General features: G+C 68.4%; 22 protein-coding genes. 15 read left to right on the top strand and 7 right to left on the bottom strand.

All coding sequences use genetic code 11. The features are described 5' to 3' along the window. Window positions 1–27: 27 nt before the first annotated feature. The 3 genes from moaB to ACQ5J0_RS14810 are packed head-to-tail and all read right to left on the bottom strand — an operon-like array spanning window position 28 to window position 3,068. Window positions 28–555 carry a molybdenum cofactor biosynthesis protein B gene (moaB, locus tag ACQ5J0_RS14820; RefSeq protein WP_462568347.1) on the bottom strand — a complete coding sequence of 176 codons (528 nt, stop codon included), beginning with the start codon at window positions 553–555 and terminating at the stop codon, window positions 28–30. A 1-nt stretch (window position 556) separates the two neighbouring features. Next, window positions 557–2,284 (bottom strand): lytic transglycosylase domain-containing protein, encoded by a 1,728-nt coding sequence (locus ACQ5J0_RS14815; protein WP_462568346.1) that lies wholly within the window; start codon window positions 2,282–2,284, stop codon window positions 557–559. Beyond that, window positions 2,277–3,068 (bottom strand): uracil-DNA glycosylase family protein, encoded by a 792-nt coding sequence (locus tag ACQ5J0_RS14810; protein ID WP_462568345.1) that lies wholly within the window; start codon window positions 3,066–3,068, stop codon window positions 2,277–2,279. Before ACQ5J0_RS14810 ends, ACQ5J0_RS14815 begins: the two co-directional genes overlap by 8 nt. A gap of 82 nt (window positions 3,069–3,150) precedes the next feature. Between ACQ5J0_RS14810 and ACQ5J0_RS14805 the strand changes: the two genes are divergently transcribed. The 8 genes from ACQ5J0_RS14805 (at window position 3,151) to ACQ5J0_RS14770 (ending at window position 12,196) form a co-directional block, all read left to right on the top strand. Further along, window positions 3,151–4,797: an electron transfer flavoprotein-ubiquinone oxidoreductase gene (locus ACQ5J0_RS14805; RefSeq protein WP_462568344.1), complete on the top strand. Its 1,647-nt coding sequence runs from the start codon at window positions 3,151–3,153 to the stop codon at window positions 4,795–4,797. 45 nt (window positions 4,798–4,842) lie between these two features. Further along, window positions 4,843–5,814, top strand: coding sequence for an alpha/beta hydrolase (locus ACQ5J0_RS14800; RefSeq protein WP_462568343.1), 972 nt, complete (start codon window positions 4,843–4,845; stop codon window positions 5,812–5,814). Window positions 5,815–5,914: 100 nt separating this feature from the next. Further along, window positions 5,915–6,727, top strand: a complete 813-nt coding sequence (locus ACQ5J0_RS14795; protein WP_462568342.1) for a 4-(cytidine 5'-diphospho)-2-C-methyl-D-erythritol kinase — start codon at window positions 5,915–5,917, stop codon at window positions 6,725–6,727. After that, window positions 6,724–7,452 (top strand): N-formylglutamate amidohydrolase, encoded by a 729-nt coding sequence (locus ACQ5J0_RS14790; RefSeq protein ID WP_462568341.1) that lies wholly within the window; start codon window positions 6,724–6,726, stop codon window positions 7,450–7,452. The genes ACQ5J0_RS14795 and ACQ5J0_RS14790 overlap by 4 nt, the downstream gene beginning before the upstream one ends. Window positions 7,453–7,590: 138 nt before the next feature. Next, on the top strand, window positions 7,591–9,312 hold the full coding sequence (gene ilvD / locus ACQ5J0_RS14785; RefSeq protein WP_462568340.1) for a dihydroxy-acid dehydratase: 1,722 nt from the start codon (window positions 7,591–7,593) through the stop codon (window positions 9,310–9,312). A gap of 40 nt (window positions 9,313–9,352) precedes the next feature. After that, the gene (locus ACQ5J0_RS14780) at window positions 9,353–9,625 is read left to right on the top strand and encodes a hypothetical protein (RefSeq protein ID WP_462568339.1); all 273 of its coding nucleotides are present in this window, start codon (window positions 9,353–9,355) and stop codon (window positions 9,623–9,625) included. Further along, window positions 9,615–11,006, top strand: coding sequence for an NAD(P)H-hydrate dehydratase (locus ACQ5J0_RS14775; protein ID WP_462568338.1), 1,392 nt, complete (start codon window positions 9,615–9,617; stop codon window positions 11,004–11,006). The genes ACQ5J0_RS14780 and ACQ5J0_RS14775 overlap by 11 nt, the downstream gene beginning before the upstream one ends. Further along, window positions 11,003–12,196, top strand: a complete 1,194-nt coding sequence (locus ACQ5J0_RS14770) for a class I SAM-dependent RNA methyltransferase (RefSeq protein WP_462568337.1) — start codon at window positions 11,003–11,005, stop codon at window positions 12,194–12,196. Before ACQ5J0_RS14775 ends, ACQ5J0_RS14770 begins: the two co-directional genes overlap by 4 nt. A 163-nt stretch (window positions 12,197–12,359) precedes the next feature. Here the strand turns inward: ACQ5J0_RS14770 and ACQ5J0_RS14765 are convergent, their stop codons facing one another. The 4 genes from ACQ5J0_RS14765 to ACQ5J0_RS14750 are packed head-to-tail and all read right to left on the bottom strand — an operon-like array spanning window position 12,360 to window position 15,207. Beyond that, complete coding sequence (locus tag ACQ5J0_RS14765; RefSeq protein WP_462568336.1) at window positions 12,360–13,145, bottom strand: hydrolase 1, exosortase A system-associated; 786 nt, start codon at window positions 13,143–13,145, stop codon at window positions 12,360–12,362. Next, window positions 13,142–13,828, bottom strand: coding sequence for an alpha/beta hydrolase family protein (locus ACQ5J0_RS14760; RefSeq protein ID WP_462568335.1), 687 nt, complete (start codon window positions 13,826–13,828; stop codon window positions 13,142–13,144). Before ACQ5J0_RS14760 ends, ACQ5J0_RS14765 begins: the two co-directional genes overlap by 4 nt. A 2-nt stretch (window positions 13,829–13,830) precedes the next feature. Then, window positions 13,831–14,136 (bottom strand): acyl carrier protein, encoded by a 306-nt coding sequence (locus tag ACQ5J0_RS14755; protein WP_462568334.1) that lies wholly within the window; start codon window positions 14,134–14,136, stop codon window positions 13,831–13,833. Window positions 14,137–14,187: 51 nt separating this feature from the next. Next, the gene (locus tag ACQ5J0_RS14750) at window positions 14,188–15,207 is read right to left on the bottom strand and encodes a GNAT family N-acetyltransferase (protein ID WP_462568333.1); all 1,020 of its coding nucleotides are present in this window, start codon (window positions 15,205–15,207) and stop codon (window positions 14,188–14,190) included. Window positions 15,208–15,239: 32 nt separating this feature from the next. Here ACQ5J0_RS14750 and ACQ5J0_RS14745 point away from each other — a divergent pair, with 32 nt between their 5' ends. From ACQ5J0_RS14745 to ACQ5J0_RS14715, 7 genes are all read left to right on the top strand, one after another. Beyond that, window positions 15,240–16,763: an acyl-CoA ligase (AMP-forming), exosortase A system-associated gene (locus tag ACQ5J0_RS14745; RefSeq protein WP_462568332.1), complete on the top strand. Its 1,524-nt coding sequence runs from the start codon at window positions 15,240–15,242 to the stop codon at window positions 16,761–16,763. Beyond that, window positions 16,760–17,998, top strand: a complete 1,239-nt coding sequence (locus ACQ5J0_RS14740) for a pyridoxal-dependent decarboxylase, exosortase A system-associated (RefSeq protein WP_462568331.1) — start codon at window positions 16,760–16,762, stop codon at window positions 17,996–17,998. Before ACQ5J0_RS14745 ends, ACQ5J0_RS14740 begins: the two co-directional genes overlap by 4 nt. A gap of 172 nt (window positions 17,999–18,170) precedes the next feature. Beyond that, the gene (locus ACQ5J0_RS14735) at window positions 18,171–18,815 is read left to right on the top strand and encodes an XrtA/PEP-CTERM system exopolysaccharide export protein (protein ID WP_462568330.1); all 645 of its coding nucleotides are present in this window, start codon (window positions 18,171–18,173) and stop codon (window positions 18,813–18,815) included. Between the two features lie 13 nt (window positions 18,816–18,828). Further along, window positions 18,829–20,352 (top strand): XrtA system polysaccharide chain length determinant, encoded by a 1,524-nt coding sequence (locus ACQ5J0_RS14730; protein ID WP_462568329.1) that lies wholly within the window; start codon window positions 18,829–18,831, stop codon window positions 20,350–20,352. A gap of 13 nt (window positions 20,353–20,365) precedes the next feature. Next, on the top strand, window positions 20,366–21,430 hold the full coding sequence (locus ACQ5J0_RS14725) for a P-loop NTPase family protein (protein ID WP_462568328.1): 1,065 nt from the start codon (window positions 20,366–20,368) through the stop codon (window positions 21,428–21,430). After that, window positions 21,427–23,100: a TonB-dependent receptor gene (locus tag ACQ5J0_RS14720; RefSeq protein WP_462568327.1), complete on the top strand. Its 1,674-nt coding sequence runs from the start codon at window positions 21,427–21,429 to the stop codon at window positions 23,098–23,100. Before ACQ5J0_RS14725 ends, ACQ5J0_RS14720 begins: the two co-directional genes overlap by 4 nt. Window positions 23,101–23,115: 15 nt before the next feature. Beyond that, window positions 23,116–24,312, top strand: a complete 1,197-nt coding sequence (locus ACQ5J0_RS14715) for an XrtA/PEP-CTERM system-associated ATPase (protein ID WP_462568326.1) — start codon at window positions 23,116–23,118, stop codon at window positions 24,310–24,312. Window positions 24,313–24,321 lie beyond the last annotated feature (9 nt).

Genomic DNA, 24,321 nt, shown 5'->3' with positions numbered 1-24,321 from the left:
CCCCGACGCTGCGGCCGCGGATCGGCCCTACCGCTCGCGCAGCCGCGGCATCAGTTCGACGAAATTGCAGGGCCGGTGGCGGCTGTCGAGCTGCTGGACCAGGATTTTGTCCCAGCCGTCCTTCACCGCGCCGTTCGAGCCCGGCAGCGCGAAGATATAGGTCCCGCGCGCCAGCACCGCGCAGGCGCGGCTCTGGACCGTGCTGGTGCCGATGCTCTCGTAGCTCAGCCAGCGGAACAGCTCGCCGAAGCCGGGGATCGCCTTGTCGGCGACCTGGTCGAGCGCTTCGGGGGTGACATCGCGCCCGGTCAGCCCGGTGCCCCCGGTGGTGATCACCGCATCGGTTTCGGGATCGTCGATCCAGCGGTGCAGATGCGCGGCGATTTCGTTCTTCGAATCCTTGCTGATCTCGCGCGCGACCAGCACATGGCCCGCCGCCTCGATCCGCGCGGCGAGCAGATCGCCCGAACTGTCGTCCTCGGGGGTGCGCGTGTCCGAGACGGTCAGCAGCGCGATGCGGACGGGCTTGAAGGCGAGGCTTTCGTCGATCGGCATGTCAGCGCTCCCGCGGGAAACTCGGCCAGCGGTTCTGCGCCAGCGCGGTGCGGCTCGGCGCCTCGGCATCGGCCTGGCGCAGATACATCCAGTAATTGCGCATCACGATCGCGACATAGGACCGCGTTTCCCAATAGGGGATCGATTCCATCCAAGTCAGCGGATCGCCCTGGTCGCGGACCTCGTCGTTCCAGCGGGTCACCGGAGTGAGCCCAGCGTTGTAGGCGGCCATGACCTTGGGCAGATGGCCCTGAGTCGCCCCCGACTGGCTCAGCGCTGCGAGCGCGCGCTGGCCGAAGGCGAGATTGGTGGCGGGCTCCTTGAGATCGGCAGTGTCGGCGTTGAGGTTGATCGAGCTGGCGTATTCGCGCGCCGCGATCGGTCGGATCTGCATCAGACCGATGGCGTTGGCTGGGCTCACCACTCGTTCGCGGAAATTCGATTCCTGCAACGCATGCGCGAAGGCGAGCGCCGGGTCGACCTGCCAGCCGCCACGCGGGGTCTGATAGGTCACCGGCCAGCGCAGCGGTGCCGGGGCGGCGGTCCCGGCGGGTGCGTTATACGCCATGAAGCTCTGCGCCGCGGGCAGGCCGAGCGCCCGCGCCAGCCGCGCCAGCGCGGGGAATTCGTCCGGCTCGCCGATCCGCGCCTGATGGGTAAGCGCCTCGGAGGCCTGGTCGCGGCGCCCGATCTCGGCGAGCATCACCGCGAGCCGCGGGGCCTGCTCGTCGCTCAACCGCTGCCAGTCGGCGGCGGTGAGATCGGGGCGGGTGTGCTCGGCGGGAAGCGCCTGGCCCAGCTGCTCGCGCGCGAGCATGCCGTAGAGCGTCTCGGTGAAGCGCGCCGCGCCGCGCAATTGCTCGCTCGCCTGCTCGGGTTCGCGGCAGCGGATCAGCGCGCGGCTAGCCCAGTAATGCGCCGCCGAGGTCAGCTCGGGATCGGTCGAGCCGGTCGCCGCGCCGCGAAAGCCGCTGCCCGCGGTGGCGCAATCGCCCAGCCGCCAAGCGGCGAGCCCGACGATCCAGTCGCCCTCCGCGACCCAGGGCCCGCTGCCCTCGGCCACGGTGCGCGCCTGCGCCAGCGCCTCGGCATCGCGGTTCTCGATGTAATAGCTCCACGCCACCCGCTGGCGCCATTCGGCGCGCGCCTGGGGCGAGAGCGAGGCGTCGATCCCGTCGAGCAGCAGCCGCGCGCCATCGGGGTCGTCGTTGCGGATCCGGTCGAGGATCGCGCTGCTCACGCTGTCGGGCATGGTCTCGTCGGCGATCCCGCGCGGCAAATTGCGCCGCGTCAGCCCGGGCTGGCCGCGCAGGTCGCGGCTGCGGGGCAATGCGGGCATCTCGACCAGTCCGCGGGTGGCCGCCAGCCGGGCGATCTGCTCGGCTTGCGGCAGGCCGCTGTAACGGTCGAGCCAGGCCGAAAGCCGTTCGACCGGGATCCGCGGGCTGTCGGGGTGGAGGAAATATTCGGCCAGCGCCGCGCCGTGGAGGGGGCCGTCGGCGCGCTCGCCCAGCAGGATCTCGGCGCGGTCCCAGTTGCGCGCGTCGATCGCCTCGAACAGCGAGCCGTAATAGAGCCGGTCCTCGTTCGACAGCAGCGTCGGCAGCGCCGCCGATTTGCCTTGCGAGAAATAGGCGATGCTCGCCTGGTTCGCCTGCGCGGGACCGGCCAGAATTCCGGCCGATCCGACGGTCACTGCGGCAAGCGCGAGGATAAGGGTCTTACGCATGGGCGCTCCACTCGAGCCAGTTGGTCCAGAATTGCTTGCGATGGCCGGGCATCCGCGCCAGCCGGTCGAGCCGCGGCGCGAGCATCAGCGGGATGCTGCGATCGCCGAGCTGCAGCACGGGCGGCAGCTCGCCGCCACCGGCCAGCAGCGGCGCCAGCCCGCGGCCGAACACCATCAGCCGCTGCGGCGCGGCAAGCGCGATGTGGTGGCGGGTGAGCGCGCCGAGCCCGCGCGCCGCCAGCGCGTTCCAGTCGGGCAGCGGGGCCGGGCGGGGGAGCGCGCTGGCAAAATAGGTTTCCTCTTCGGCCAGCCCCATCGCGCGCAGGATCGCGGCGAGCAGCCGGCCTTGCGGTCCGGCGAGCAGGCGCTCGCCGTCCTCGGGATCGGGCTGGGCGACCAGCAGCATCAGTTTGGCGCCTTGCGGGCCGCGCGGGGCGATCCGCCCGGCGGGGCCGCGCTCGTCGAGGCCGGGCTCGGTCAGCCAGAATTCGCGGAACGCCTCGAGATCCGCAGGGTATTGCGCTGCCGCACCGCCGATCGGCGGCTCGTCCCCGCCCGCGGGTGCGAGCGCGCGCTGCATCGCGGTGCGCGGCGGGGGCGGCTTGGCGGCGGGTTCGACCTTTGCTGCCGCCGGCGCCACTTCGGCGGTCTCCGCCTGCGCCAGCCAGTCGGTCGGTTCGTCGGCGAAGGTGCAATCCACGCCCGCTTCGCGCCACCAGGCGAGCGCGCCGGCGAGCGCCTCCCGGCTCGAAAAATCCTGCAAATGCATGGCGGTCATGGTCATCCTGCGTCCTGGCAGGGTCTTGACCTGTCGCGCCCCGCCAATCAAGGCAGAGCAAAGCGCAATGCGACGAAAAGAGAGACTTATGAGCGAACGTGAATCGATGCCCTGCGATGTCGTCATCATCGGCGGCGGCGTGGCGGGCCTGGCCGCGGCGATCCGGCTCAAGCAGCTGAACGAGGACCTCGAAATCGTGGTCCTCGAAAAGGGCAGCGAGATCGGCGCGCATGTGCTCTCGGGCGCGGTGGTCGATCCCAAGGCGCTCGATGAGCTGCTGCCCGAATGGCGCACGATGGACTGCCCGATGGCGCAGACCCCGGTGACCGACAATTGGCACTGGGTGATGAGCAAGACCGGCAAATGGGACATGCCGCATCTGCTGATGCCGCCCTTCATGTCCAACGACGGCAATTACACCGGTTCGCTGGGCAATCTTTCGCGCTGGCTCGCCGAACAGGCGGAAGAACTGGGCGTGATGGTATTCCCGGGTTTCCCGGCCTCCGAAGTGCTGTTCGACGACAGCGGCGCGGTTGCGGGCGTGCTCACGCAGGACATGGGCATCGCCGAAGATGACTCGCACAAGCCCGACTACCAGCCGGGGATGGAAATCCTGGCGAAATACACGCTCTTCGCCGAGGGCGTGCGCGGCAACCTGACCAAGAAGATGAAGGCGCGCTTCGATCTCGAAGCCGATTGCCAGCCGCAGATCTACGGGCTCGGGGTCAAGGAATTGTGGGATGTCGATCCCGCCAAGCACGTCCCGGGCCGGGTGATCCACACGCAGGGCTGGCCCCTGTCCGAAAGCCACAGCTGGGGCGGCGGGTTCATCTACCACCAGGCCGACGGCCAGGTCGCGCTCGGCTTCGTCACCGCGCTCGATTACGAGAACCCCTATGTCTCGCCCTATCAGGAATTCCAGCGCTGGAAGCACCATCCGGAGATCGCCGAACTGCTCGAGGGCGGCAAGCGGGTCGCCTATGGCGCGCGCGCGATCAACGAGGGCGGGTGGCAGTCGGTCCCCAAGCTCGCCTTCCCGGGCGGCGCGCTGATCGGCTGCGCCGCGGGCTTCGTCAACGTGCCCCGCATCAAGGGCAGCCACACCGCGATGAAGAGCGGAATGCTCGCCGCCGAAAGCGTGGCCGCAGCCATCGCCGCGGGGCATGAGAAGACCGAGCTGGCGGAGTACGACGCCGCCGTGCGCTCGAGCTGGATCGCCGAAGAACTCAAGAAGGTGCAGAACGCGCAGCCCGCGGTCGCCAAATACGGTGCCGATATCGGCACCGTGCTCGCTGGTATCGACATGTGGATGCGCACGCTCAAGATCGGCCTGCCGATCTCGATGAAGCACGAACCCGACTACACGCATCTGCAGCGCGCCGATCTCTACAAGCCGATCGACTACCCCAAGCCCGACGGGGTGCTGAGCTTCGACCGGCTGACCAATGTCGCCTTCAGCTACACCAATCACGCCGAGAACCAGCCGGTCCACCTCAAGGTCTGCGACATGGACCTGCAGCGCCGCAGCGAGCTGGAGGTCTTCGCGGGCCCCTCGACCCGCTATTGCCCTGCGGGCGTCTACGAATGGGTGCTGGAGGACGGCAAGGAGCCAGTCTTCGTGATCAACTCGCAGAACTGCGTCCACTGCAAGACCTGCGACATCAAGGACCCCAACCAGAACATCGAATGGGTGACGCCCGAGGGCGGGGGCGGGCCGAATTATCCGAATATGTGAGGTGAGTTGATGGCGGGCAGTCGAATTGGTCTAGCAGCGCTGCTGATGATCGGCGTTACCAACGCGGCCATTGCTCAGCCAAGCAAGAGCGACAGCGCACCGGCCGTCATCGAAGTACCGAAGGTCGAACAAGAGGGCGTCTGGCAACCCACGTCGGGAGGCACACAGGTACCGCTTTGGGCAGAAGATGTGGTTCTGGCAAGGCCCGACTCCGGCGACCAACCCGAAGCAACCGGCAACGGCTCCCCCCTCGTCGGCGGCAGGAAATGGCATTGGGCGACCTACGTAACCCGGCCGACCATGACCATATACCGGCCCAAGGGGACAAACACCGGCACGGCCATGCTGGTTCTTCCCGGCGGTGGCTTCTACGCCGTGGCGACCGATCTGGAAGGCACCGAGATCTGCGACTGGGTGGTCGAGCAGGGCGTGACCTGCGTCGTGCTGAAATACCGCTCGCCGCAGGTCTGGCCCAAGAAGGACGGTGTCGGACAACGTCCCGCGGTTCTCTTGCCGCTCGAAGACGCCCAGCGCGCGATTGGCTTGCTCCGGCAGCGAGCTTCCGAATGGGATATCAATCCGCACAGGATCGGCGTCATCGGGTTTTCTGCCGGCGCCTATCTCGCAGCGAACATGAGCAATACCGGCGAGCGCACCTATCCGCTGGCTGACGCTGCCGACCGCCAGTCACCGGTTCCCGATTTCGCGATCATCGCCTACTCTGCGCGGCTCTGGGAAGAGAACGACGACAAGACGGACCTTACTCTGGCACCTTGGGTGGAGATCAGCGCGCAAGCGCCGCCGACATTACTCATCCATGCGATGGACGACCGGGTCGACAACATCCGCCACCCGATGGCCTACGCTTTGGCCCTGAAAGAGGCAGGAGTACCGGTGGACATGCGGATTTATGCCGAGGGCGGCCATGCGTTCGGCTTGCGACCGACCGAGCATCCGATCACGACGCAGTGGCCGGGACACGTCGAGCAATGGCTGCGCAACATCGGAATGCTCTAAAAGCGCGCGAAGCCGCTCTGCCAAGCGCGTTGGGCGAGGCTGCGGCTCCGGAGACCACCCACCTGCAGACAATCCCGCCCGCCGTTGCTAGGGCGCACCGATGATCCGCGAAACCGCCTACGCCAAGATCAACCTCGCGCTGCATGTCCGGGCGCGGCGCGAGGATGGTTATCACGAGCTCGAGACGCTGTTCGCCTTCGTCGATGCCGGCGATGTGCTGACGGCGCGTGCGGCCGAAGCCGATGCGCTGGAGCAATATGGCGAGTTTGCCGGCGATCTGGGTACGCCTTTCGGTAATCTGGTCAGCCAGGCGCTCGGCGCGCTGCCGCGGCCCGGCGGGCTCGCAATCCAACTCGAGAAGAACCTGCCGGTCGCGGCGGGGCTGGGCGGCGGCTCGGCGGATGCCGGGGCGGTGTTCCGGATCGTGCGCGAACGGTTCGGTCTGCCCGACGACTGGCGGGAGCGCGCCGCGAAGCTGGGCGCCGATGTCCCGGCCTGCGTCGAAAGCCGGACCTGCATCGGGCGCGGGACCGGTACCGAACTCGAAGCGCTTGCTGACGACAGCCTTGCCGGTGTTCATGTGTTGCTGGTCAATCCGCGTGTGGCGCTGACCACCGGGCCGGTGTTCGCGGGATGGGACGGCGTGGATCGAGGGCCGCTCCCAAAAGGGTCGTCGCGCGCAATCGCGCTGGCGGGACGCAACGATCTGACCAAGCCGGCAATTCAATTGTGCCCGGTCATCGCCGATGTCCGCGCGGCACTCGAAAACACCGCGCCGGTGCTGGTCCGCATGTCGGGCTCGGGTGCGACATGCTTCGCGCTCTACGACAGTGAGGAAGCGCGCAATGCCGCCTCCGAAACAATCGCCACCGCCCATAGCGAATGGTGGCAGATGACAGGAAGGCTGCGATGATCGACGACAAACCCTATCGCCAGGTCGGACAGGCGGGCGCGCACGGGCTGCTGTGCCTTGCCGATCATGCCTCGAACTTCGTCCCCGAGGACATCGATCTCGGGATCGATCCCGCGCTGCTGGGCGAGCATATCGCGGTCGATATCGGCGTCGAAGGCGTCGCCGAGCGGCTGGCGCGCGAGCACGGCATTCCGGCGCATATCGCCTGCGTCAGCCGGCTGGTCTGCGATTTCCACCGCCGCGAGGACGAGCCCGCGGTGGTTCCGACCGAGAGTGACGGGCATCTGATCCCCGGCAATATCGGTGCCGACATCGAGCGGCGGCTGGCGGTCTATCACCGGCCCTATCATGCGGCGCTGGGGGAATTCATCGAGGAAGCCGCGCCCAAATTGCTGCTCGCGCTGCACAGCTTTACCCCCAGCCTCGCCTCGCGCGAGGAAGAACGGCCCTGGGAGGTCGCGCTACTCTACAATCAGGACGACCGCGCCGCGCGGCATGCGATCAGTTTGTTCGCCGAACAGGGCCTGACCGTCGGCGACAACCAGCCGTATTCGGGCAAACAGCTCAACGCGACTATGGACCGCCACGCCGAGGCGCGCGGGATCCCCTATCTCACCATCGAGGTGCGGCAGGACCAGATCGCCACCGAGGCGGGGCAGGCGCGTTGGGCCGCGCTGATTGCCGATGTTGCGAGTCGGACGCTGCTCGCGCTTGAGGCGCAATAAGCTTTCGTTTACGGCGCAAGGCTTGAAATCAATCGTCATCCCCGCGAAGGCGGGGATCCAGCCGAGCTTTCCGCCTGTCACCAAGTCAGCTGGACCCCCGCCTTCGCGGGGGTGACGGAGATCTTGAGGACGACGCCAGTGACCGCACGCTACGACAAATCCCGCCTCCCCAGCCGCCATGTCTCGGTCGGCCCCGAGCGCGCGCCGCACCGGTCCTATTATTACGCGATGGGGCTCTCCGAGGACGAGATCGCGCGGCCCTTCGTCGGCATCGCCAGCGCGGGCAACGACAGCGCGCCGTGCAACACCACGCTCGATCCGCAGGCGAACATCTGCCGCAAGGGCGTCGAGGAGGGCGGCGGAATGCCGCGCCGCTTCAACACCATCACCGTCACCGACGGCATCGCGATGGGGCACCAGGGGATGAAGAGCTCGCTGGTCAGCCGCGAGGTCATCGCCGATTCGGTCGAGCTCTCGGTGCGCGGCCATTGCTACGATGCGCTGGTCGGCTTCGCGGGCTGCGACAAGAGCCTGCCGGGGATGATGATGGCGATGCTGCGGCTCAACGTGCCGTCGATCTTCGTCTATGGCGGCTCGATCCTGCCCGGCACCTACAAGGGGCACGATGTCACCGTGGTCGATGTCTTCGAGGCGGTCGGGCAATATGCCTCGGGCAATTGCCCGCTTAAGGAACTGACCGCGCTCGAGAAGGTCGCCTGTCCCGGGCACGGCGCCTGCGGCGGGCAATTCACCGCCAACACCATGGCCTGCGTCGGCGAGGCGATCGGTTTGTCCTTGCCCAACAGCAACATGACTCCCGCTCCTTACAAATCGCGCGAGGAAATCGCGGTCGCCGCCGGCCGCCAGGTGATGGCGCTGCTGGAGCGCAATCTGCGCCCGCGCGACATCTGCACCCGCGCTGCCTTCGCAAACGCCGCGCGCGTGGTCGCCGCGACCGGCGGCTCGACCAACGCGGCGCTCCATCTGCCCGCGATGGCGCATGAGGCGGGGATCGCCTTCGACCTGTTCGATGTCGCGGAGATCTTCAAATCGACCCCCTATATCGCCGATCTCAAGCCCGGCGGGCGCTATGTCGCCAAGGACATGCACGAGGCGGGCGGGGTCTATATGGCGATGAAGACGCTGCTCGACGGCGGCTTTATCGATCCCAAACCGATGACGGTGACGGGCAAGACGCTGGGCGAGAACATCGAGGAGGTCACCTGGAACCCCGACCAGAAGGTGTTCTACGCCTTCTCCGACCCGATCACCCCCACCGGCGGGGTCGTCGGCCTCAAGGGCTCGCTCGCGCCCGAGGGGGCCATCGTCAAGGTCGCGGGGATGGAGCGGCTGCAGTTCACCGGGCCCGCGCGCTGCTTCGATTGCGAGGAGGACGCCTTCGCTGCGGTCGAGGCGCGCGAGATCGCCGAAGGCAGCGTGATCGTGATCCGCTACGAAGGCCCCAAGGGCGGGCCGGGGATGCGCGAGATGCTCTCGACCACCGCCGCGCTCTACGGGCAGGGGATGGGCGAAAAGGTCGCGCTGATCACCGACGGGCGTTTCTCGGGCGCGACGCGCGGCTTCTGCATCGGCCATGTCGGGCCCGAGGCGGCCGAGGGCGGCCCGATCGCACTGATCGAGGACGGCGACAGCATCGCGATCGACGCCGAGGCGGGGACGATCGACCTCCATGTCGATGCGGCGATACTGGACGAACGCCGCAAGTCGTGGCAGCCGCGCCGGCATGATTACCAGTCCGGAGCCTTGTGGCGCTATGCCCAGAACGTCGGAGCCGCGCGCAGCGGCGCGGTCACGCATCCCGGCGGGGCGAGCGAGACGCATATGTTCGCCGATATCTAGCGCGGTTCTGCTGGCGCTGGCGCTGGCGGCCTGTTCGGACGTGCAGGAACAGGCGGTCGCGGGTGCGGTGACGATCGAATGCGCGGTGGGGCCGGGTGCGGAAATGGGCGCGGACTGCTTGGTCGAGCGCGCGGGCGATGTGCTGGTCATCCGCCATCCCGATGGCGGTTTCCGGCGTCTGAACGTCATCGATCTGCGCGCGGCGGACGGTTCGGATCCGGCTCAGGTCGCGAGCGATGGCACAATGGTGGAGGTCCGGGTGGCGGGCGACCGCTATCGCTGGCAAGACGGGGCTTTCGACGATGACGAATGACGCGGTCCTGACCGTTGCGGAAATGCGCGCCGCCGAAGCCGCTGCGGTGGCCGCGGGCACCAGCGAGTGGTCGCTGATGCAGCGCGCGGGGCAGGGCGCGGCGGACTATGTCTGGCGGATCGCCGCCGGACGCCCGGTCACGGTGCTATGCGGCCCCGGCAACAATGGCGGCGACGGCTATGTCGTGGCCGAGGTTTTGCGGACGCGCGGGCTCGACGTGACGGTGGTCGCGACGGTCGAGCCCGGGACCGAGACCGCCACCACGGCGCGCAGGAATTATCGGGGCGCCGTGCAGCCGTCTGTCGCGGGTCTCGCCAGGCCCGTCATGGTCGACTGCCTGTTCGGCTACGGCCTCTCGCGCCCGCTCGAGGGCGATTTTGCCGAGGTCCTCGCCCGGGCCGCCGCGTCGCACCCTTGTCGCATCGCGGTGGATGTTCCGAGCGGGGTCGCCAGCGACAGCGGCGCGCTGCTCGGCGAAGTGCCGCGTTTCGACCTCACGCTGGCGCTGGGCGCCTGGAAGCAGGCGCATTTCCTGATGCCTTCGCTCGCCGTGATGGGCGAGAAGCGGCTGGTGCCGATCGGCCTCGATTTTCCGGAGGATGCCGCGCGCCTCGCCGAGCGCCCCGCGCTGTCGCCGCCCGCCGCCGATTCGCACAAATACACGCGCGGCCTGCTGGCGATCGTCGCCGGCGCCATGCCCGGTGCGGCGACGCTGGCCGCGCAGGCGGCGCTGCGCAGCGGAGCGGGCTATGTGAAGCTACTCAGCGAGCATTCGCATCCCGACGCTCCCGCCGAGCTGGTGATCGAGGGCGGCGATCTTGCCAAGAGCCTCGATGACGAGCGGATCGCCGCGGTGCTGATCGGTCCCGGGCTCGGCCGCGATGAGGCAGCACGCGCGCGGCTTTGCGCGGTGCTCGAAACCCGCGAGCCCTCCGTGCTCGACGCCGATGCGCTGCATCTGCTGGGCCCCGATTTGCTGGAGGGCTGCGATGCCACCCGCCTGCTGGTCACCCCGCATGAGGGCGAGCTGGCGAAGCTGTGCGACGCCTTCGGGATCGCGGGGCAAGGCAAGCTCGACCGCGCCCGCGCGCTGCACGAATCCACCGGTCTCGCGGTGCTGGCCAAAGGTCCGGACACGATCCTGATCGCGGCCGAGGGCCTCCGCTTCTTCCCGCAGGGCTCGAGCTGGCTCTCGGTCGCGGGGACGGGCGATGTCCTCGCCGGAATCGCCGCCGCGCGGCTGGCCGTGCATGGCGATCCCGCTCTGGCCGCTGAGGAAGCCGTGCATCTTCAGCACGAAGCCGCGGCGATCGCCGGTGCCGGCCTCACCTCCGGACAGCTCGCCCACGCCGTCCAGCCAGCCATGGAGCGCTTCCTGTGAGCGACACCGACACCATCCTCCGGATCGCCGCCAAGGGCGACGGGGTCACCGCCGACGGCCGTCACGCCGCGGGCGCCGCGCCCGGCGATGTCCTGCTCCCGGATGGCACGCTCCAGCCCGGCCCGCACCGCGCCACGCCGCCCTGCCGCCATTTCGCGCGCTGCGGCGGCTGCCAGTTGCAGCATTGCGACGAGACCGCGCTGCGCGATTTCGTCACCGACCGGGTGGCGCATGCGGCGCAGGGGCAGGGGCTCAGCGTCGGCGAACTGCTCCCGACCTATCTCTCGCCCCCGCAGAGCCGCCGGCGCGCGACGCTGCACGGCTTGCGGACGCACAAATTCATGCTCGGCTTTCGCGAGGGCCGCTCGCACCGTCTGGTCGATATCGCCGAATGCCCGGTGATGCGCCCCGAACTGTTCGCGATGGTCGCCCCCTTGCGCAAGCTGCTCGGCCCGATGGCGGGGCGCAATCCGGTCGATGTTGCGCTGACGCTGACCGATCAGGGGATCGACTGCCTGCTGACGGGGATCGAACTCGACGGGCTGGGCCCGACCGAGGCGGTGCTCGATTTCGCCCGCGACCGGGGCCTCGCGCGGCTGACGCTCGATCTCGGCTATGGCGCCGAGACGATGTGGGAGCCTGAGCCGGTGACGATCACGCTCTCGGGCGTCCCGGTGCCGTTTCCTGCGGCGGGCTTCCTCCAGCCGACCGCCGATGGCGAGGCGATGCTGGTCGCGGATGCCGTGGAATATCTGGAGGGGAGCAAGGTCGTCGCGGATCTCTTCGCGGGGCTGGGTACTTTCGCCTTCGCATTGGCACCGCGGGCGCAGACGGTGGCGATCGAGGCGGCGCGCGATGCCCATCTGGCCTGCAAGCTCGCCGCCGGACGATCGCGGCTCCCGGTGGAGGCGGTGCATCGCGACCTGTTCCGCAACCCGCTCCAGCCCGACGAGCTGGCGCGTTTCGACGCGGTGCTGCTCGATCCGCCCCGCGCCGGCGCGCGCGAGCAGATAGCGACGATCGCCGCGAGCAGCGTCGAGCGGGTCGCCTATGTCAGCTGCAACCCCTCGAGCTGGGCGCGCGATGCCAAGACTCTGGCGGAGGCGGGGTTCCGGCTCGAGAAGCTGCGCCCGGTGGGACAGTTCCGCTGGTCGACGCATGTCGAACTGACCAGCCTGTTCAGCCGGTAAACACGATGGTTTTGAATTGATCCTGCCTGCTCCTCCCCCTTGAGGGGGAGGCCGGGTGGGGGTGTACTGCGCCCGATGGCAGAGACGCGCGCCTGCGGCGCGCTCCCCCACCCCCGACCTCTCCCCGTGGGGAGGGGAGGTTTCCATTGTATAGCTTCCCGATCTAGCCTCTCAGCGCGCCTAGCACCTGATCGCGCAGCCATTGCCGCGCATGGGGTTCGACATAGGCGTGGCCCGCTCCCGGACAGCGCGCGATCCGCGCGTCTTCGCCCCAGGTTTCGGCGAAGACCTGCGCGGTGCGGTCGGCCTCGGCGAGCAGGATCCGCACCGGGCCCTCGAACCTCTCCAGCCCCGCGCGCATTTCGGCGGCGAGCGTGCTCGGTGCTGCCTTGGGCCCGGCGGCCTTGGCGATCCCGCGCGCAAGCTTGCCCAGATCGACCTTGCCCGAGACCAGCCGCATCACCTCGCGCGGGTTCTTCAGCTTCGCGAGATAGCGCGCGCGGATGGCGGCCGCAGGCGGAGTGGCGTCGGAGCCGCTTCCGCCGGTCTCCTCGATCGTCCAGGGGTTGCTGAGCACCAGCGCGTCGCAGCGCGCGCCGCCCGCCAGCATCAGCGCCGAGGCGGCGTCGCAATTGCCCATGCCCACCACCCGGCCGAGCTGCGGGGTCATCGCGCGGAAGGCGGCGAGCGCGGCGACGATATCGTCACCCTCCTCGCGAAAGCCCCGGTTGGGGCCCTCGCTGTCGCCTATGCCGCGGCGGTCGAAGCGGAACACGGGGAAGCCCGCGCGGGCGATCTCGGCGGCAAAGCGCGCCTGCCCGGCGAAGGCGCCGCTGCGGATCTCGTTGCCGCCGCTCACCAGCAACAGGCCGGAGGTCCCCGGCGCGGTGTCGAGCGTGCCCGCCAGAGTCGCGCCCTGGCAGTTGAAGGTCAGCGCCAGCCGGCTCACGCGGCGAGCATCCCGGCGGCGACGATGCGCGCCAGCGCTTCGGCTTGCTGCGGGTCGGACCCGGGCTCGGCGCGCAGCCACAGCGGCGACCCTCCCAGCTCGACCTGCTCGATCAGTCTGGTCTCCGGTCCGATCGCGGGTTCGGCGACCTCGAGCTCGCGGATCATCGCCGCGCCCAGCGGCCAGCCGGCGAGTTCGAGCCCCTGTTCGCGGCCCTGCGCCAGCAGCGTCTCGGCCTTTTCCTCGCGGCCTGCCTCGCGCGCGGCGATGGTCCGGGCGCGCAGCATGGCGCGCAGCAGCGGCTTGCCCTGCGCGGGGGCGTAGAAGAAGGCGGGCGTTCGCGGCGGGACGAGCAGCGCGCCGCCGCGGATGGCAAGCACATGGCTGCAGCGAAACAGCGCCAGGGCCTCGTGCGCCGCCTCGCGCCAGAGCGTCAGGCTCTGGCTTTCGAGCGGGGCCAGGCTTTCGTTGCAGCCGGGCAGGTCGGGAAGGAAGCTATCCACCCCCGCTTCATCGAGATTGCGCATGATTTCAACGCATTGGTGGCGGGTCTTGTTATGCTCGTCGAACAGTGGCGGGAGCAGCAGCAGCCGCGGTTCGCGCGCCCGGTCGAAGCGCAGCACGATCTCCTCGGCCCGCTTCCCGGATGGGAGCGGCGGGCGCCAGGAATCGTAGAGCGCCAAGCTCAGGACTCGACCGACTTCGCCTCGGCGAAAGCGAGCAACCCGCCATAGGTCTCGAGCATTTCGCCATCGACATCCTCGTCCTCGATGACGATGCCCAGCCGGTCTTCCATCTCGGTGAGCAGCCCCGCGACCGCCATGGAATCGAGTTCGGGGAGATGGCCGAACAGTCCGGTATCGCCGGAGAATTCCTCCACCTGCGCCTCCTCGAGACCCAGCACGTCGCGCAGGATCGCACGCAGCACGGTATCGATCTGGCTGCGGCTGGGCGCGGTCGCATCGGTCGAAATGGCGGTCTGGCCGGTCATGAAGGGCGCTTTCGTGCGGTTTGCGGGCGGGAGGGATGCAGGCGGTGCGGCTTAACCGCGTCGCAGATGCGAGGCAAGCCGGTCGGCGGCCTTGCGCGCGACCAGCCGCCAGGCGGCGATTTGCCGTGGATCCACGCAGGTCAGCCGGTAGCGGGGCCGCTCGGCGTCCATCCAGTCGCGCTTGTAGCCATCCTCGCCGGTGCCGAAATCGACCAGCGCGACCTTGTCGACATCGATGACATGCGCGAACAGCGCCGCGCTCAGCGTGGTGCCGGCGGAGAGCTTCGCGTGGTCCTGATCGTAGGCGAGCTTGTGGATGAAGGCGCTGCCATGCTCGACGGTCCAGAACTGCGCCGCCACCGGTCGGCCCTCGTGCCGCGCGACGCCGAGCCGGAGATGTCCGAGCGCGCCCTCGCTGCGGGCGAAGGCCTCGAGCAGTTCGGCGTCCTGCTCTTCGGTCTTCCAGCTGCGGTCGTAGATATCGACATACGCCTGCCAGGCGGAAACATCGAATTCGGTAAGGACCTCGACATCGACCTTCTTCGCCTTGCGCTTGAGCGTGGTCCGCATCGGGCCGGGGCGCTGCGCCCAATAGGCGGCGAAATCGCGGGTGCCGACCGCGAGCACATGATTGGTGTCGCGCTGCTCGATCCGGGTGAGCCAGCCCGCCGCGCGGAAGGCGGCGCGCAGCCGGGTGGCGCTGCCGTCCTCGTCGGGGAGATAGTCCAGCGTGACGCTCGGCCCTTGGTGCCGCAGGTCCCTGGCGATGGCGCGCAGCAGCGCGTCGCCTTCGGGGCCGGGCGCCGCGAGCGGGCGCCAGGCGAAAGCGAACCAGTGGTGGAGCGATCGCATCCCGTCTGCGCCTCGCTCCAGCGGCAGCGCGGCGGTGCCCTCAGGCCCCTCGGCCATGGCCACCAGCGGATGCTTGCCGAACTGCGCCAGCAATCCGTACCAATCGGAGCGGTCGAAGGGGCTGCGCGCAAGATGGTCGAACGCTTGCAGTTTGCTAACTCTATCGTGATAGCTGACCGTCACATCGCCCGTCCTCGCCATCATTGCTGCCGCCGTCATTGCCGTCGCCATTGCACCCTCCAGGAGCATCCATGTCCCTAGCGCCAGACCCCGTGCCCCGGCCACTGGATAGTCTTGTCGAACGCGGTGAATCCGGCGCCCCGGCGCTGGTCCTGCGCGGCCATACGCTTAGCTATGCAGGGTTAAGAGAGCGTGTCGCGCTGCTCGCGGGCTGGCTGGCGAGCCGCGCCGCGCCGGGCGAGAGGGTGGCGAGCTGGGCCGCCAAGGGCGAACTGACCTGCCTCCTCCCGCTCGCCGCCGCGCGCGCGGGGCTGGTGCATGTCCCGATCAACCCGCTGCTCAAGCACAGCCAGGCGGCGCATATCCTTTCTGACAGCGACGCGGTGCTGCTGGTCGCGACAGCTTCGCGGCTGAAGTCGTTGGAAGAAGGCGATATTCCCGAAGTCTGCGAGTTTTTCGAGGAAAGCGAAGCCTTGGCAAGCGCCGAGGCGCTCGCCGCGCCGCTGCCCGCCTCGACCCGCGATCCGCAGGAGCTCGCTGCGATCCTCTACACCAGCGGTTCGACCGGCCTGCCCAAGGGGGTGATGCTAAGCCATGCCAATATGTGGCTCGGCGCGGCCAGCGTGGCGCATTATCTCGGGCTGGCGCCGGACGATGTGACGCTCTCGGTGCTGCCGCTGTCCTTCGACTACGGCCAGAGCCAGCTGCTTTCGACCTGGTACGCCGGCGGGTCGGTGGTCCCGCTCGACTATCTCTTCCCGCGCGACGTCGCGAAGGCCTGCGCCCGCCACGGCGTCACGACGCTGGCGGCGGTGCCGCCGCTCTGGCTCCAACTCACCGAGACCGAATGGAGCGACGAGGCCACGCGGACGATGCGGCGGCTGACCAACAGCGGCGGTGCGCTGACTATGGATCTCGTCCGCGACCTGCGCGCAAAGTTTCCCGCCGCGCGGTTGTACCCGATGTACGGGCTGACCGAGGCCTTCCGCTCGACCTATCTCGACCCCCAGCTGGTCGATGCGCACCCGACTTCGATGGGGACCGCAGTCCCCTTTGCCGAGATTCTCGTCGTCAACGACAAAGGCAATGTCGCTGCGCCGGGCGAGGAGGGCGAGCTGGTCCATTGCGGACCGCTGGTGGCGCAGGGCTATTGGCAGGACGCAGAGCGCACCGACGAGCGGTTCAGGCCGGCGCCGGCGGCGAGCGAATATGGCGGCATGGCGGTGTGGTCGGGCGACCGGGTCCGGCGCGACGGGGACGGCCTGCTCTATTTCGTCGGGCGGCGCGATGCGATGATCAAGAGCGCGGGCAACCGTATCAGCCCGCAGGAGGTCGAGGATGCGGCGCTGGCGACGGGGCTGGTGGCCGAGGCGGTTGCGCTGGGCGTGCCCGACGAGCGGCTCGGACAGGCGGTCCATCTGATCGTCCGCCCCGCGGCTCTGGCCGAGCCCAATAAAGAAAGGTTTTCCAAGGCTTTGGCGAAGGAACTTCCCAACTTCATGCAACCCCAGGCGATCCATTGGCGCGAGACCCTGCCGACCAATCCCAACGGCAAGCTCGACCGCGCGGCGCTGGCGCGGGAGCTGGGCGCATGAGCGCCAAGCCCAAACCAACCGGCCCGATCCCCGCGGGCTACGAGACGCGCGATGGTGCATTGCTGATCGGCGGCCGCAGCGCCGACGACTGGGCGGAGCAGGCGGGCCGTACCCCCCTGTTCCTCTATTCGCGCGACCTGCTGGAACAGCGGATGGCCGATCTGCGCGCCGTGATGCCCGAGCGGCTGCGGATCAATTACGCGATCAAGGCCAACAGTTTCGAACCCGTGCTGAAGCTGATGGCGGGTCTGGTCGACGGGCTCGACATCGCCTCGGGCGGCGAGCTGGCGCTGGTCCAGCAGGCCGGGATCGACACCGCGCGGGTCAGCTTCGCCGGGCCCGGCAAGCGCGACGACGAGCTCGAGGCGGCAATCGCGGCCGGGGTGACGCTCAACCTCGAAAGCGAGGGCGAGGCGGCACGGGCGCTGGCGATCGCCGACAAGCTCGGGATCACCCCGCGGCTCGCGATCCGGGTCAATCCCGACTTCGAGCTCAAGGGCTCTGGCATGAAGATGGGCGGCGGCGCCAAGCCCTTCGGGGTCGATGCCGAGCGCGTCCCCGCGCTCGCGCGGCTGGTGATCGCAGCCGGGGCCGACTGGCGCGGCCTGCATATCTTCACCGGCAGCCAGGCGCTCGGCGCCGAGGCGCTGGTCGAGGCGCAGGGCAATGTCCTCGACCTCGCCGACCGGATCGCGCGCGAAGCCGGGATCGCCATGCCCAAGCTCAACATGGGCGGCGGGTTCGGGATTCCCTATTTCCACGGCGACCGCCCGCTCGATATCGCGCGTGTGGGCGAGGCTCTCAGCGAGCGCTTCGCCGCTCTGCCCGACAGCCTCGCAAACGCCGAACTCTATATCGAACTCGGGCGCTATCTCGTCGGCGAGGCGGGGATCTATCTGACCCGGATCGTCGATCGCAAGGTCAGCCATGGCGAGACCTATCTGGTCACCGACGGCGGCCTGCACCACCAGCTCGCCGCCTCGGGCAATTTCGGCACCGTCGTCAGGCGCAATTACCCGGTCGCGATCGCCGCGCGCTTCGACGCTCCGCCCGAAGAGATCGCCAGCGTGGTGGGCTGCCTGTGCACCCCGCTCGACCGGCTGGCCGAACGCGCAGAACTGCCGCGCGCCGAGGTCGGGGATCTCGTTGCGGTGTTCTGCGCCGGAGCCTATGGCGCGAGCGCTTCTCCGAGCGCCTTCCTCGGCCAGGGGCCGGCCGTGGAACTGCTCGTCTGACACTGTCCCGAATTGCAACAGTGCGCAGCGAATCGGCGGAGCGCCGTGGGTTGCCCGTCAAAGCTAACGGTCTGTTCACCTTTTTTCTGCATTAGGTTGGCTGAAATAGGGGGAGGTGAGTTTGCCGATGGCGGCTCTCCAGCTCCTTGAAAGCGGCCGAGGAACATTTTTCATGCGCAAATTTCGCGTTTCCACTTCCATCGCGAGCTGTGCGGTCGCAGCGCTGGCGCTTTCAGGTTGCGCCGGGTCCGGCGGCACCGAGCTGCCGCCCGCGACCTTCGTCGCGCTGCAGGAAGGCCCGGGCGAGCAATATGTCATCGGTCCGCTCGACAATCTGACCATCCACGTCTGGCGCAATCCGGAACTGGGCGCCGAGAAGATCCAGGTGCGCCCCGACGGCCGTATCACCATCCCGCTGGTCAAGGACATGCCGGCGGTCGGCAAGACCCCTTCGATGCTGGAGGAGGATATCCGCCTCCAGCTCTCGCAATATATCGAGGATCCGCTGGTCTCGGTGATCGTCAACGAATTCGCCGGCACCTTCAGCCAGCAGGTCCGCATCGTCGGCGCCACCGAAAAGCCCGCCTCGATCCCCTATCGCGCCAACATGACCGTGCTCGACGCCATGATCGCGGTCGGCGGGCTCAATGATTTCGCCGCCGGCAACCGCGCCAAGCTGATCCGCTTCGACAAGCAGGCCGGGCGCCAGCGCGAATATGCGCTGCGCTTGACCGACCTGCTCCGCCGCGGCGACAGCGAGGCGAATGTCATGCTGCGCGCCGGGGACGTGATCATCATCCCCGAGTCGGCTTTCTGAGAGCGCACCCGCTATGAACGAGGTCTTCGAGGAACTGCGCGCGGCGCTCTATCAGGTCTGGAACCGGCGCTGGGTCGCGCTGGGCGTGGCCTGGGGGGTCTGCGTACTCGGCTGGTTGGTGGTGGCGCTGATCCCCAACAGCTACGAAAGCCGCGCACGCATCTATGTGCAGGTCGACGACGTCCTCTCGCAACAGCTCGAGATTTCCGGCGACGGCGCGAAGGAGCTGGTTCGCGTCCGCCAGACCCTGGCGAGCGGGGTCAATCTCGAAAAGGTCGTTCGCGCCACGAAGCTGGGCGAGGATATCACCACCGATTCCGATCTCCAGGGCGCGGTCACCAGCCTGACCGAGAACGTCACCGTCAAGGGCGAGCAGGACAATCTGTTCGAAGTCAGCGCGACCATCGGGAAGGGCGACCTGAGCGATGCGGAGAACGCCAAGCTCTCGCAGGACGTGGTCCAGAAACTGCTCGACATCTTCCGCGAGGAGAACATCTCGGGTAATCGCGGCGAGGTCGCCGATACGCTGGTGTTCCTCGATCGCCAGCTCGAAGAGCGCAAGCAGGAACTCGAGGCCGCCGAACAGCGTCGCCTCGCATTCGAGGCGCAATATCCCGAACTGATCGGCGGAACCGGGACGGTTTCGACCCGGCTGCAGACCCTGCGCACCGAAATGCGCGGCGTCGATGGCGATATCGCTGCGGCGCAAAGCGCGCTGGCGGCGATCAACGGCCAGATCGCGGGCACCCCGCGCAGCATCCAGATGCCCGGTGCCGGCGGTGGCGGAGCGCGCGGCGCGCTGATCCAGGCGCAGTCGCAGCTTGCGGCGATGCGCTCGCGCGGGCTGACCGACAGCCATCCCGATATCCAGTCGACCCAGCGCCAGATCGGACTGCTCGAACGCCAGGCGGCCAACGAGGGCGATGGCGCCTATGGCCAACCCAACCCGGCTTACACCTCGCTGATCTCGATCCGCGCCGAACGGCAGGCCAATGTCCAGGCGCTGAGCGCCCGCAAGGCGGCGTTGCAGGCGGATATCTCCGGTATGATCGCCTCTCAGGCGCAGGAGCCCGAGGTCGCTGCCGAAGCCAACCGCATCTCGCGCGACTACGAGGTGCTCAAGACCAAATACGACGAGCTGCTCAGGGACCGCGAGGAAATGCGCCTGCGCGGCCAGGTCCAGACCGAACGCAGCGCCTTCCAGTTCGAGGTGGTCGATCCGCCGACGATCCCGCGCAAGCCCGCGGCGCCCAACCGGCCGATCCTGTTGATCGGGGTGCTGATCGTCGGTCTCGCGGCCGGTGCCGGCGTGGCTTTCGTGCTCGGCCAGCTCAAATCCGCCTTCTCGACCGCCGACCGGCTCGAACGCGCGCTCGACCTGCCGGTGGTGGGCACGATTTCGCGCTCGATGACCAAGGCGCGCGAGGAGCATGCGCGCAAGCGCTTCAAGCAATTCGCCGCCGGTGCCGGCGCGCTAGGCGGGGTTTGCATCCTGCTGCTCGCGGTCGAGTTCATCCAGGTCGGTACGGTGGCGTGAAGGGATTGTGAGCGTGAACAAGCCGATCAAGATCGTGCCCCCCGGCGACGGGAAGGATGAGGCGGACACTGCGCAGGCTCCCGGCAAGCGCTCGCTGTTCGAGCGCGCCAGCGGGGCCTTCGGCTTCGACAGCCTGGCGCCGGCCAAGGTTCCGGCCAAGCTGCCGCAGGGCAGGGCGGTGCGCATGCCCAAGCCGGCCAAGCGCGCGGATGCGCCCGCCGAATTTTCCGAGCCCGAGCAGGGCCTGGACAGAGCCGCTGCCGGTTCGCAGCCGCCGGTCGTGATCGAGGCGGAGACCCGGCCGGCGCGCCAGCGCGAAGTCGGCGGCCGCAAGGTCGAGTTCACCGGTAAGCCGCAACCGATCTCGCGCAAGCATCTGCGCGAGCAGGGGATGATCGACCCCGATCTGGGTTCGAGCGGACTGGTCGAGGAATTCCGCATCGTCAAACGCCAGGTGCTGGCGAGTGCCGAGGCCGACGGCACCGCCAAATCGCGCCGCGTCCTGATCTGCTCGCCGCATCCCGGCGAGGGCAAGACCTTCTGCGCCACCAATCTCGCGATCGCGCTGGCGGGCGAACGCCAGTCCGAAGTGCTGCTGGTCGATGCCGATTTCGGCAAGCCCTCGATCATGAAGACCTTCGGGCTCGATCCAGCACCCGGGCTGATGGACGCGCTGCGCGATCCCAGCATCAAGGTCGAGGATCTGGTTCTGGGCACCGATATCCCCGGGCTGTGGATCCTGCCCGCGGGCCAGCGCAGCGGCTCGGATGCCGAATATCTCGCCAGCGAGCGGACCTGGGAAGTGCTCAACCGCCTTACCCGCGGCGCGCACGACCGGATCGTGATCTTCGACAGCCCGCCCGCGCTGGCGGCCTCGCCCGCAGCCGAGCTCGCCAAGCATTGCGGCCAGGCGCTGCTGGTTGCGCGCGCCGACACCACCGCGCGCGCGGCGCTGGAGGATGCGATCGACCTGCTCTCGGGCTGCCCCGACATCCGCCTCTTGCTCAACGATGCGACCTTCAGCCCGAGCGGGCGCAAGTTCGGCAAATATTACGGCTATCGGGAATCGGCATCATGAAGACCCGCTTGATCGTCAGCCTCGCGGCGGGCTGCGCGCTGATCGCGCCGCTGCCGCTGATGGCGCAAAGCTATCAGGGCCGCGGGTCGCAAGACCAGACCGGATCGTCGGAGGAGACCGAGGGCCGGGCGGGGCCTTCCGGACGGCGGCTCTCGGTCGAACCTTACATCGAGGCCTCGCAGATCCTCACGGCGCAGCTCTCGCCCTTTGACGACGTGCTGACCTACACCCAGCTCGCCGCCGGGGTCGATGCCTCCTACATCGGGCGCAACAACGGCGCCTCGGTGTCGCTGCGCTATGAACACAATTTCGGCTATGGCGATGCCAGCGACAGCGACACCATCAGCGGGATCGCGCGCGGCTACACCACCCTGGTCCCGCAGGTGCTCACGCTCGAGGCCGGCGCGCTCGCCAGCCGCACCACCGTCACCAGCGGCGGCTCGAACGTCTTCGCCGGGCAGAACAATCTCGACAATTCGACCCAGACCTATTCGGCCTATATCGGGCCCAACCTTTCGACCGAGATCGACCGCGTCGATGTGACCGGCAATTACCGGCTGGGCTACACCCGCGTCGATGCGCCCGACTTCGTCGCGGCGGGCGGAACTCCTGCCGATGTCTTCGACGAAAGCGTAACCCACAGTGCGCAGCTGCGCGCCGGCACCCAGCCGGGCGAGTATCTCCCGGTCGGGATCGGCGTGGGCGGCGGCTATTTGCGCGAGGACGTCGACAATCTCGACCAGCGCGTCGTCGATTCCTATCTCCGCGGCGATGTCACCGTGCCGATCACCCCGTCGCTCGCGGTCGTGGCAGGCGTCGGCTACGAGGATGTCGAGGTGTCGAGCCGCGATGCCTTGCGCGATGCCGGGGGCAACCCGGTCGTCGGCCCCGACGGCCGGCTGGTCACCGACGAGGCCGGTCCGCGCCGGATCGCCTTCGAAGCCAGCGGCCTGATCTGGGACGTCGGCGTGCTGTGGCGCCCGAGCCAGCGCACTTCGCTCCAGGCGGTCTATGGCCGCCGCTACGACAGCGACACCTATTACGGCAATTTCAGCTGGCAGCCGAGCCGCACCTCCAGCCTCGGGGTCAATGTCTACGACACGATCACTGGCTTCGGCGGACGTCTCAACAACACGCTCGCCGCGCTGCCGACCGATTTCGAGGTCGTCCGCGACCCGATCAGCGGCGCGATCGTCGGCTGCGTCAATTCGGTCAGCGGCGCGAGCTGCCTCGACGGGCTGCTCGGCTCGGTCCGCTCCTCGGTGTTCCGCTCGCGCGGGGTCTCGGCCTATTATTCGCGTCAGGTCGGGCGCACCACCGCCGGGATTTCGGCAGGCTACGACCGGCGCACCTATCTCGGCGCGCCGGGCACCGTGCTCGAAGCCTCCGACGGCGTCTCGGACGAAAGCCTCTACATCGCCGGCACCGTCACCGGCCCGCTGGGTCGCGACGCGGGCTATACCATCGCCACCTACGCCAGCCATATCGACAGCGGCTTCGTCGGGGTGGGCGATGCGCTCGCGCTCGGCAGTTCGGCCGCCTACAACCGCAACTTTACCCGCAACCTCACGGGGCGGGTCGCGGTGGCGGTGAACTATCTCGACAGCGAAGTGTCTGCCGAGGACCTCAAGAGCGCATCGGCCCTGGTGGGCCTGCGCTACGGCTTCTGATAGGAAGATCCGACCATGTACGAACAATATTACGGCTTCTCGGAGCGCCCCTTCCAGCTCACCCCGGACCCGGCCTATTTCTTCGAGAGCATCACCCACAAGAAGGCATTGTCCTATCTCGGCTACGGGCTGAACCAGGGCGAGGGCTTCGTCGTCATCACCGGCGAGGTCGGCTCGGGCAAGTCGACGCTGGTTGCGCATCTCAAGGAAAAGCTCGACGCCGACCGGATGAGCGTGGGCGAGGTGGTCACCAGCGCGCTCGACGGCGAGGAAATGATCCACGTCGCCGCGCGCAGCTTCGGGCTCGATGTCGAGGGCCGCGACAAGGCCGCGGCGCTCGCCGCGATCGAGCATTTTCTCCACGAGGAAGCGCGCAACGGCAAGCGCTGCCTGCTGATCGTCGACGAATCGCAAAACCTCTCGATCGGCGCGCTCGAAGAGCTGCGGATGCTGTCGAACTTCCAGCTCGGTTCGCATCCGCTGCTGCAGACGCTGCTGCTCGGGCAGCCCGAATTCAAGCGGCTGCTCGCGGGCTCGCCCGAGCTCGAGCAATTGCGCCAGCGGGTGATCGCGGCGCATCACCTCGAACCGATGCAGCCGGGCGAGATCGAACCCTATGTCCGCCATAGGCTCGACCATGTCGGCTGGGACGGCAGCAATCCCGAGCTCGACCGCGGCATTTTCACCAAGCTCCACCGCGCCACCGGCGGCATTCCGCGGAAGATCAACCAGGTCATGACCCGGCTGCTGCTGCTCGGCGCTGTCGAGGAGCAGGCGGTGATCGAACCCGACATGCTCCAGTCGGTGATCGAGGAGATGGAAGGCGACAGCGCCGCCGAGGACGAGGCGGTCGCCGACAGCGTCGCGCCCGATCCCAAGCTCCCGGCCGCGCAGGCGGTGGCCCAGGCGCGGCGCGCCGAAGCCGAGCGCAAGGCTCCCGAACAATCCCGGAGCGAAGGCCTCGCCGAGGCGCAGATCGTTGCGATCGAACGCGCCTTTGCCGATCGCGACCGCGAGCTCGACCAGCTTCGCCGCGAAATCGGCGAAACCCGCGCCAGCTTTGTCGGTGGACCCGAACAGGGTTCCGACGCGATCGACGAGCGGCTGGGACGGATCGAAGCGCGGCTCGACGAACAGGAGCAATCGCTGCGCCATGTGCTTGCACAACTGATCGAATTCCTCGAGGCCAACGGACGGCGCGAAGCCGCCTGAGGCGCGAAA

This window comes from Qipengyuania sp. SM2512 (assembly GCF_054954005.1).
This window is presented reverse-complemented; position numbering and strand designations above follow the sequence as displayed.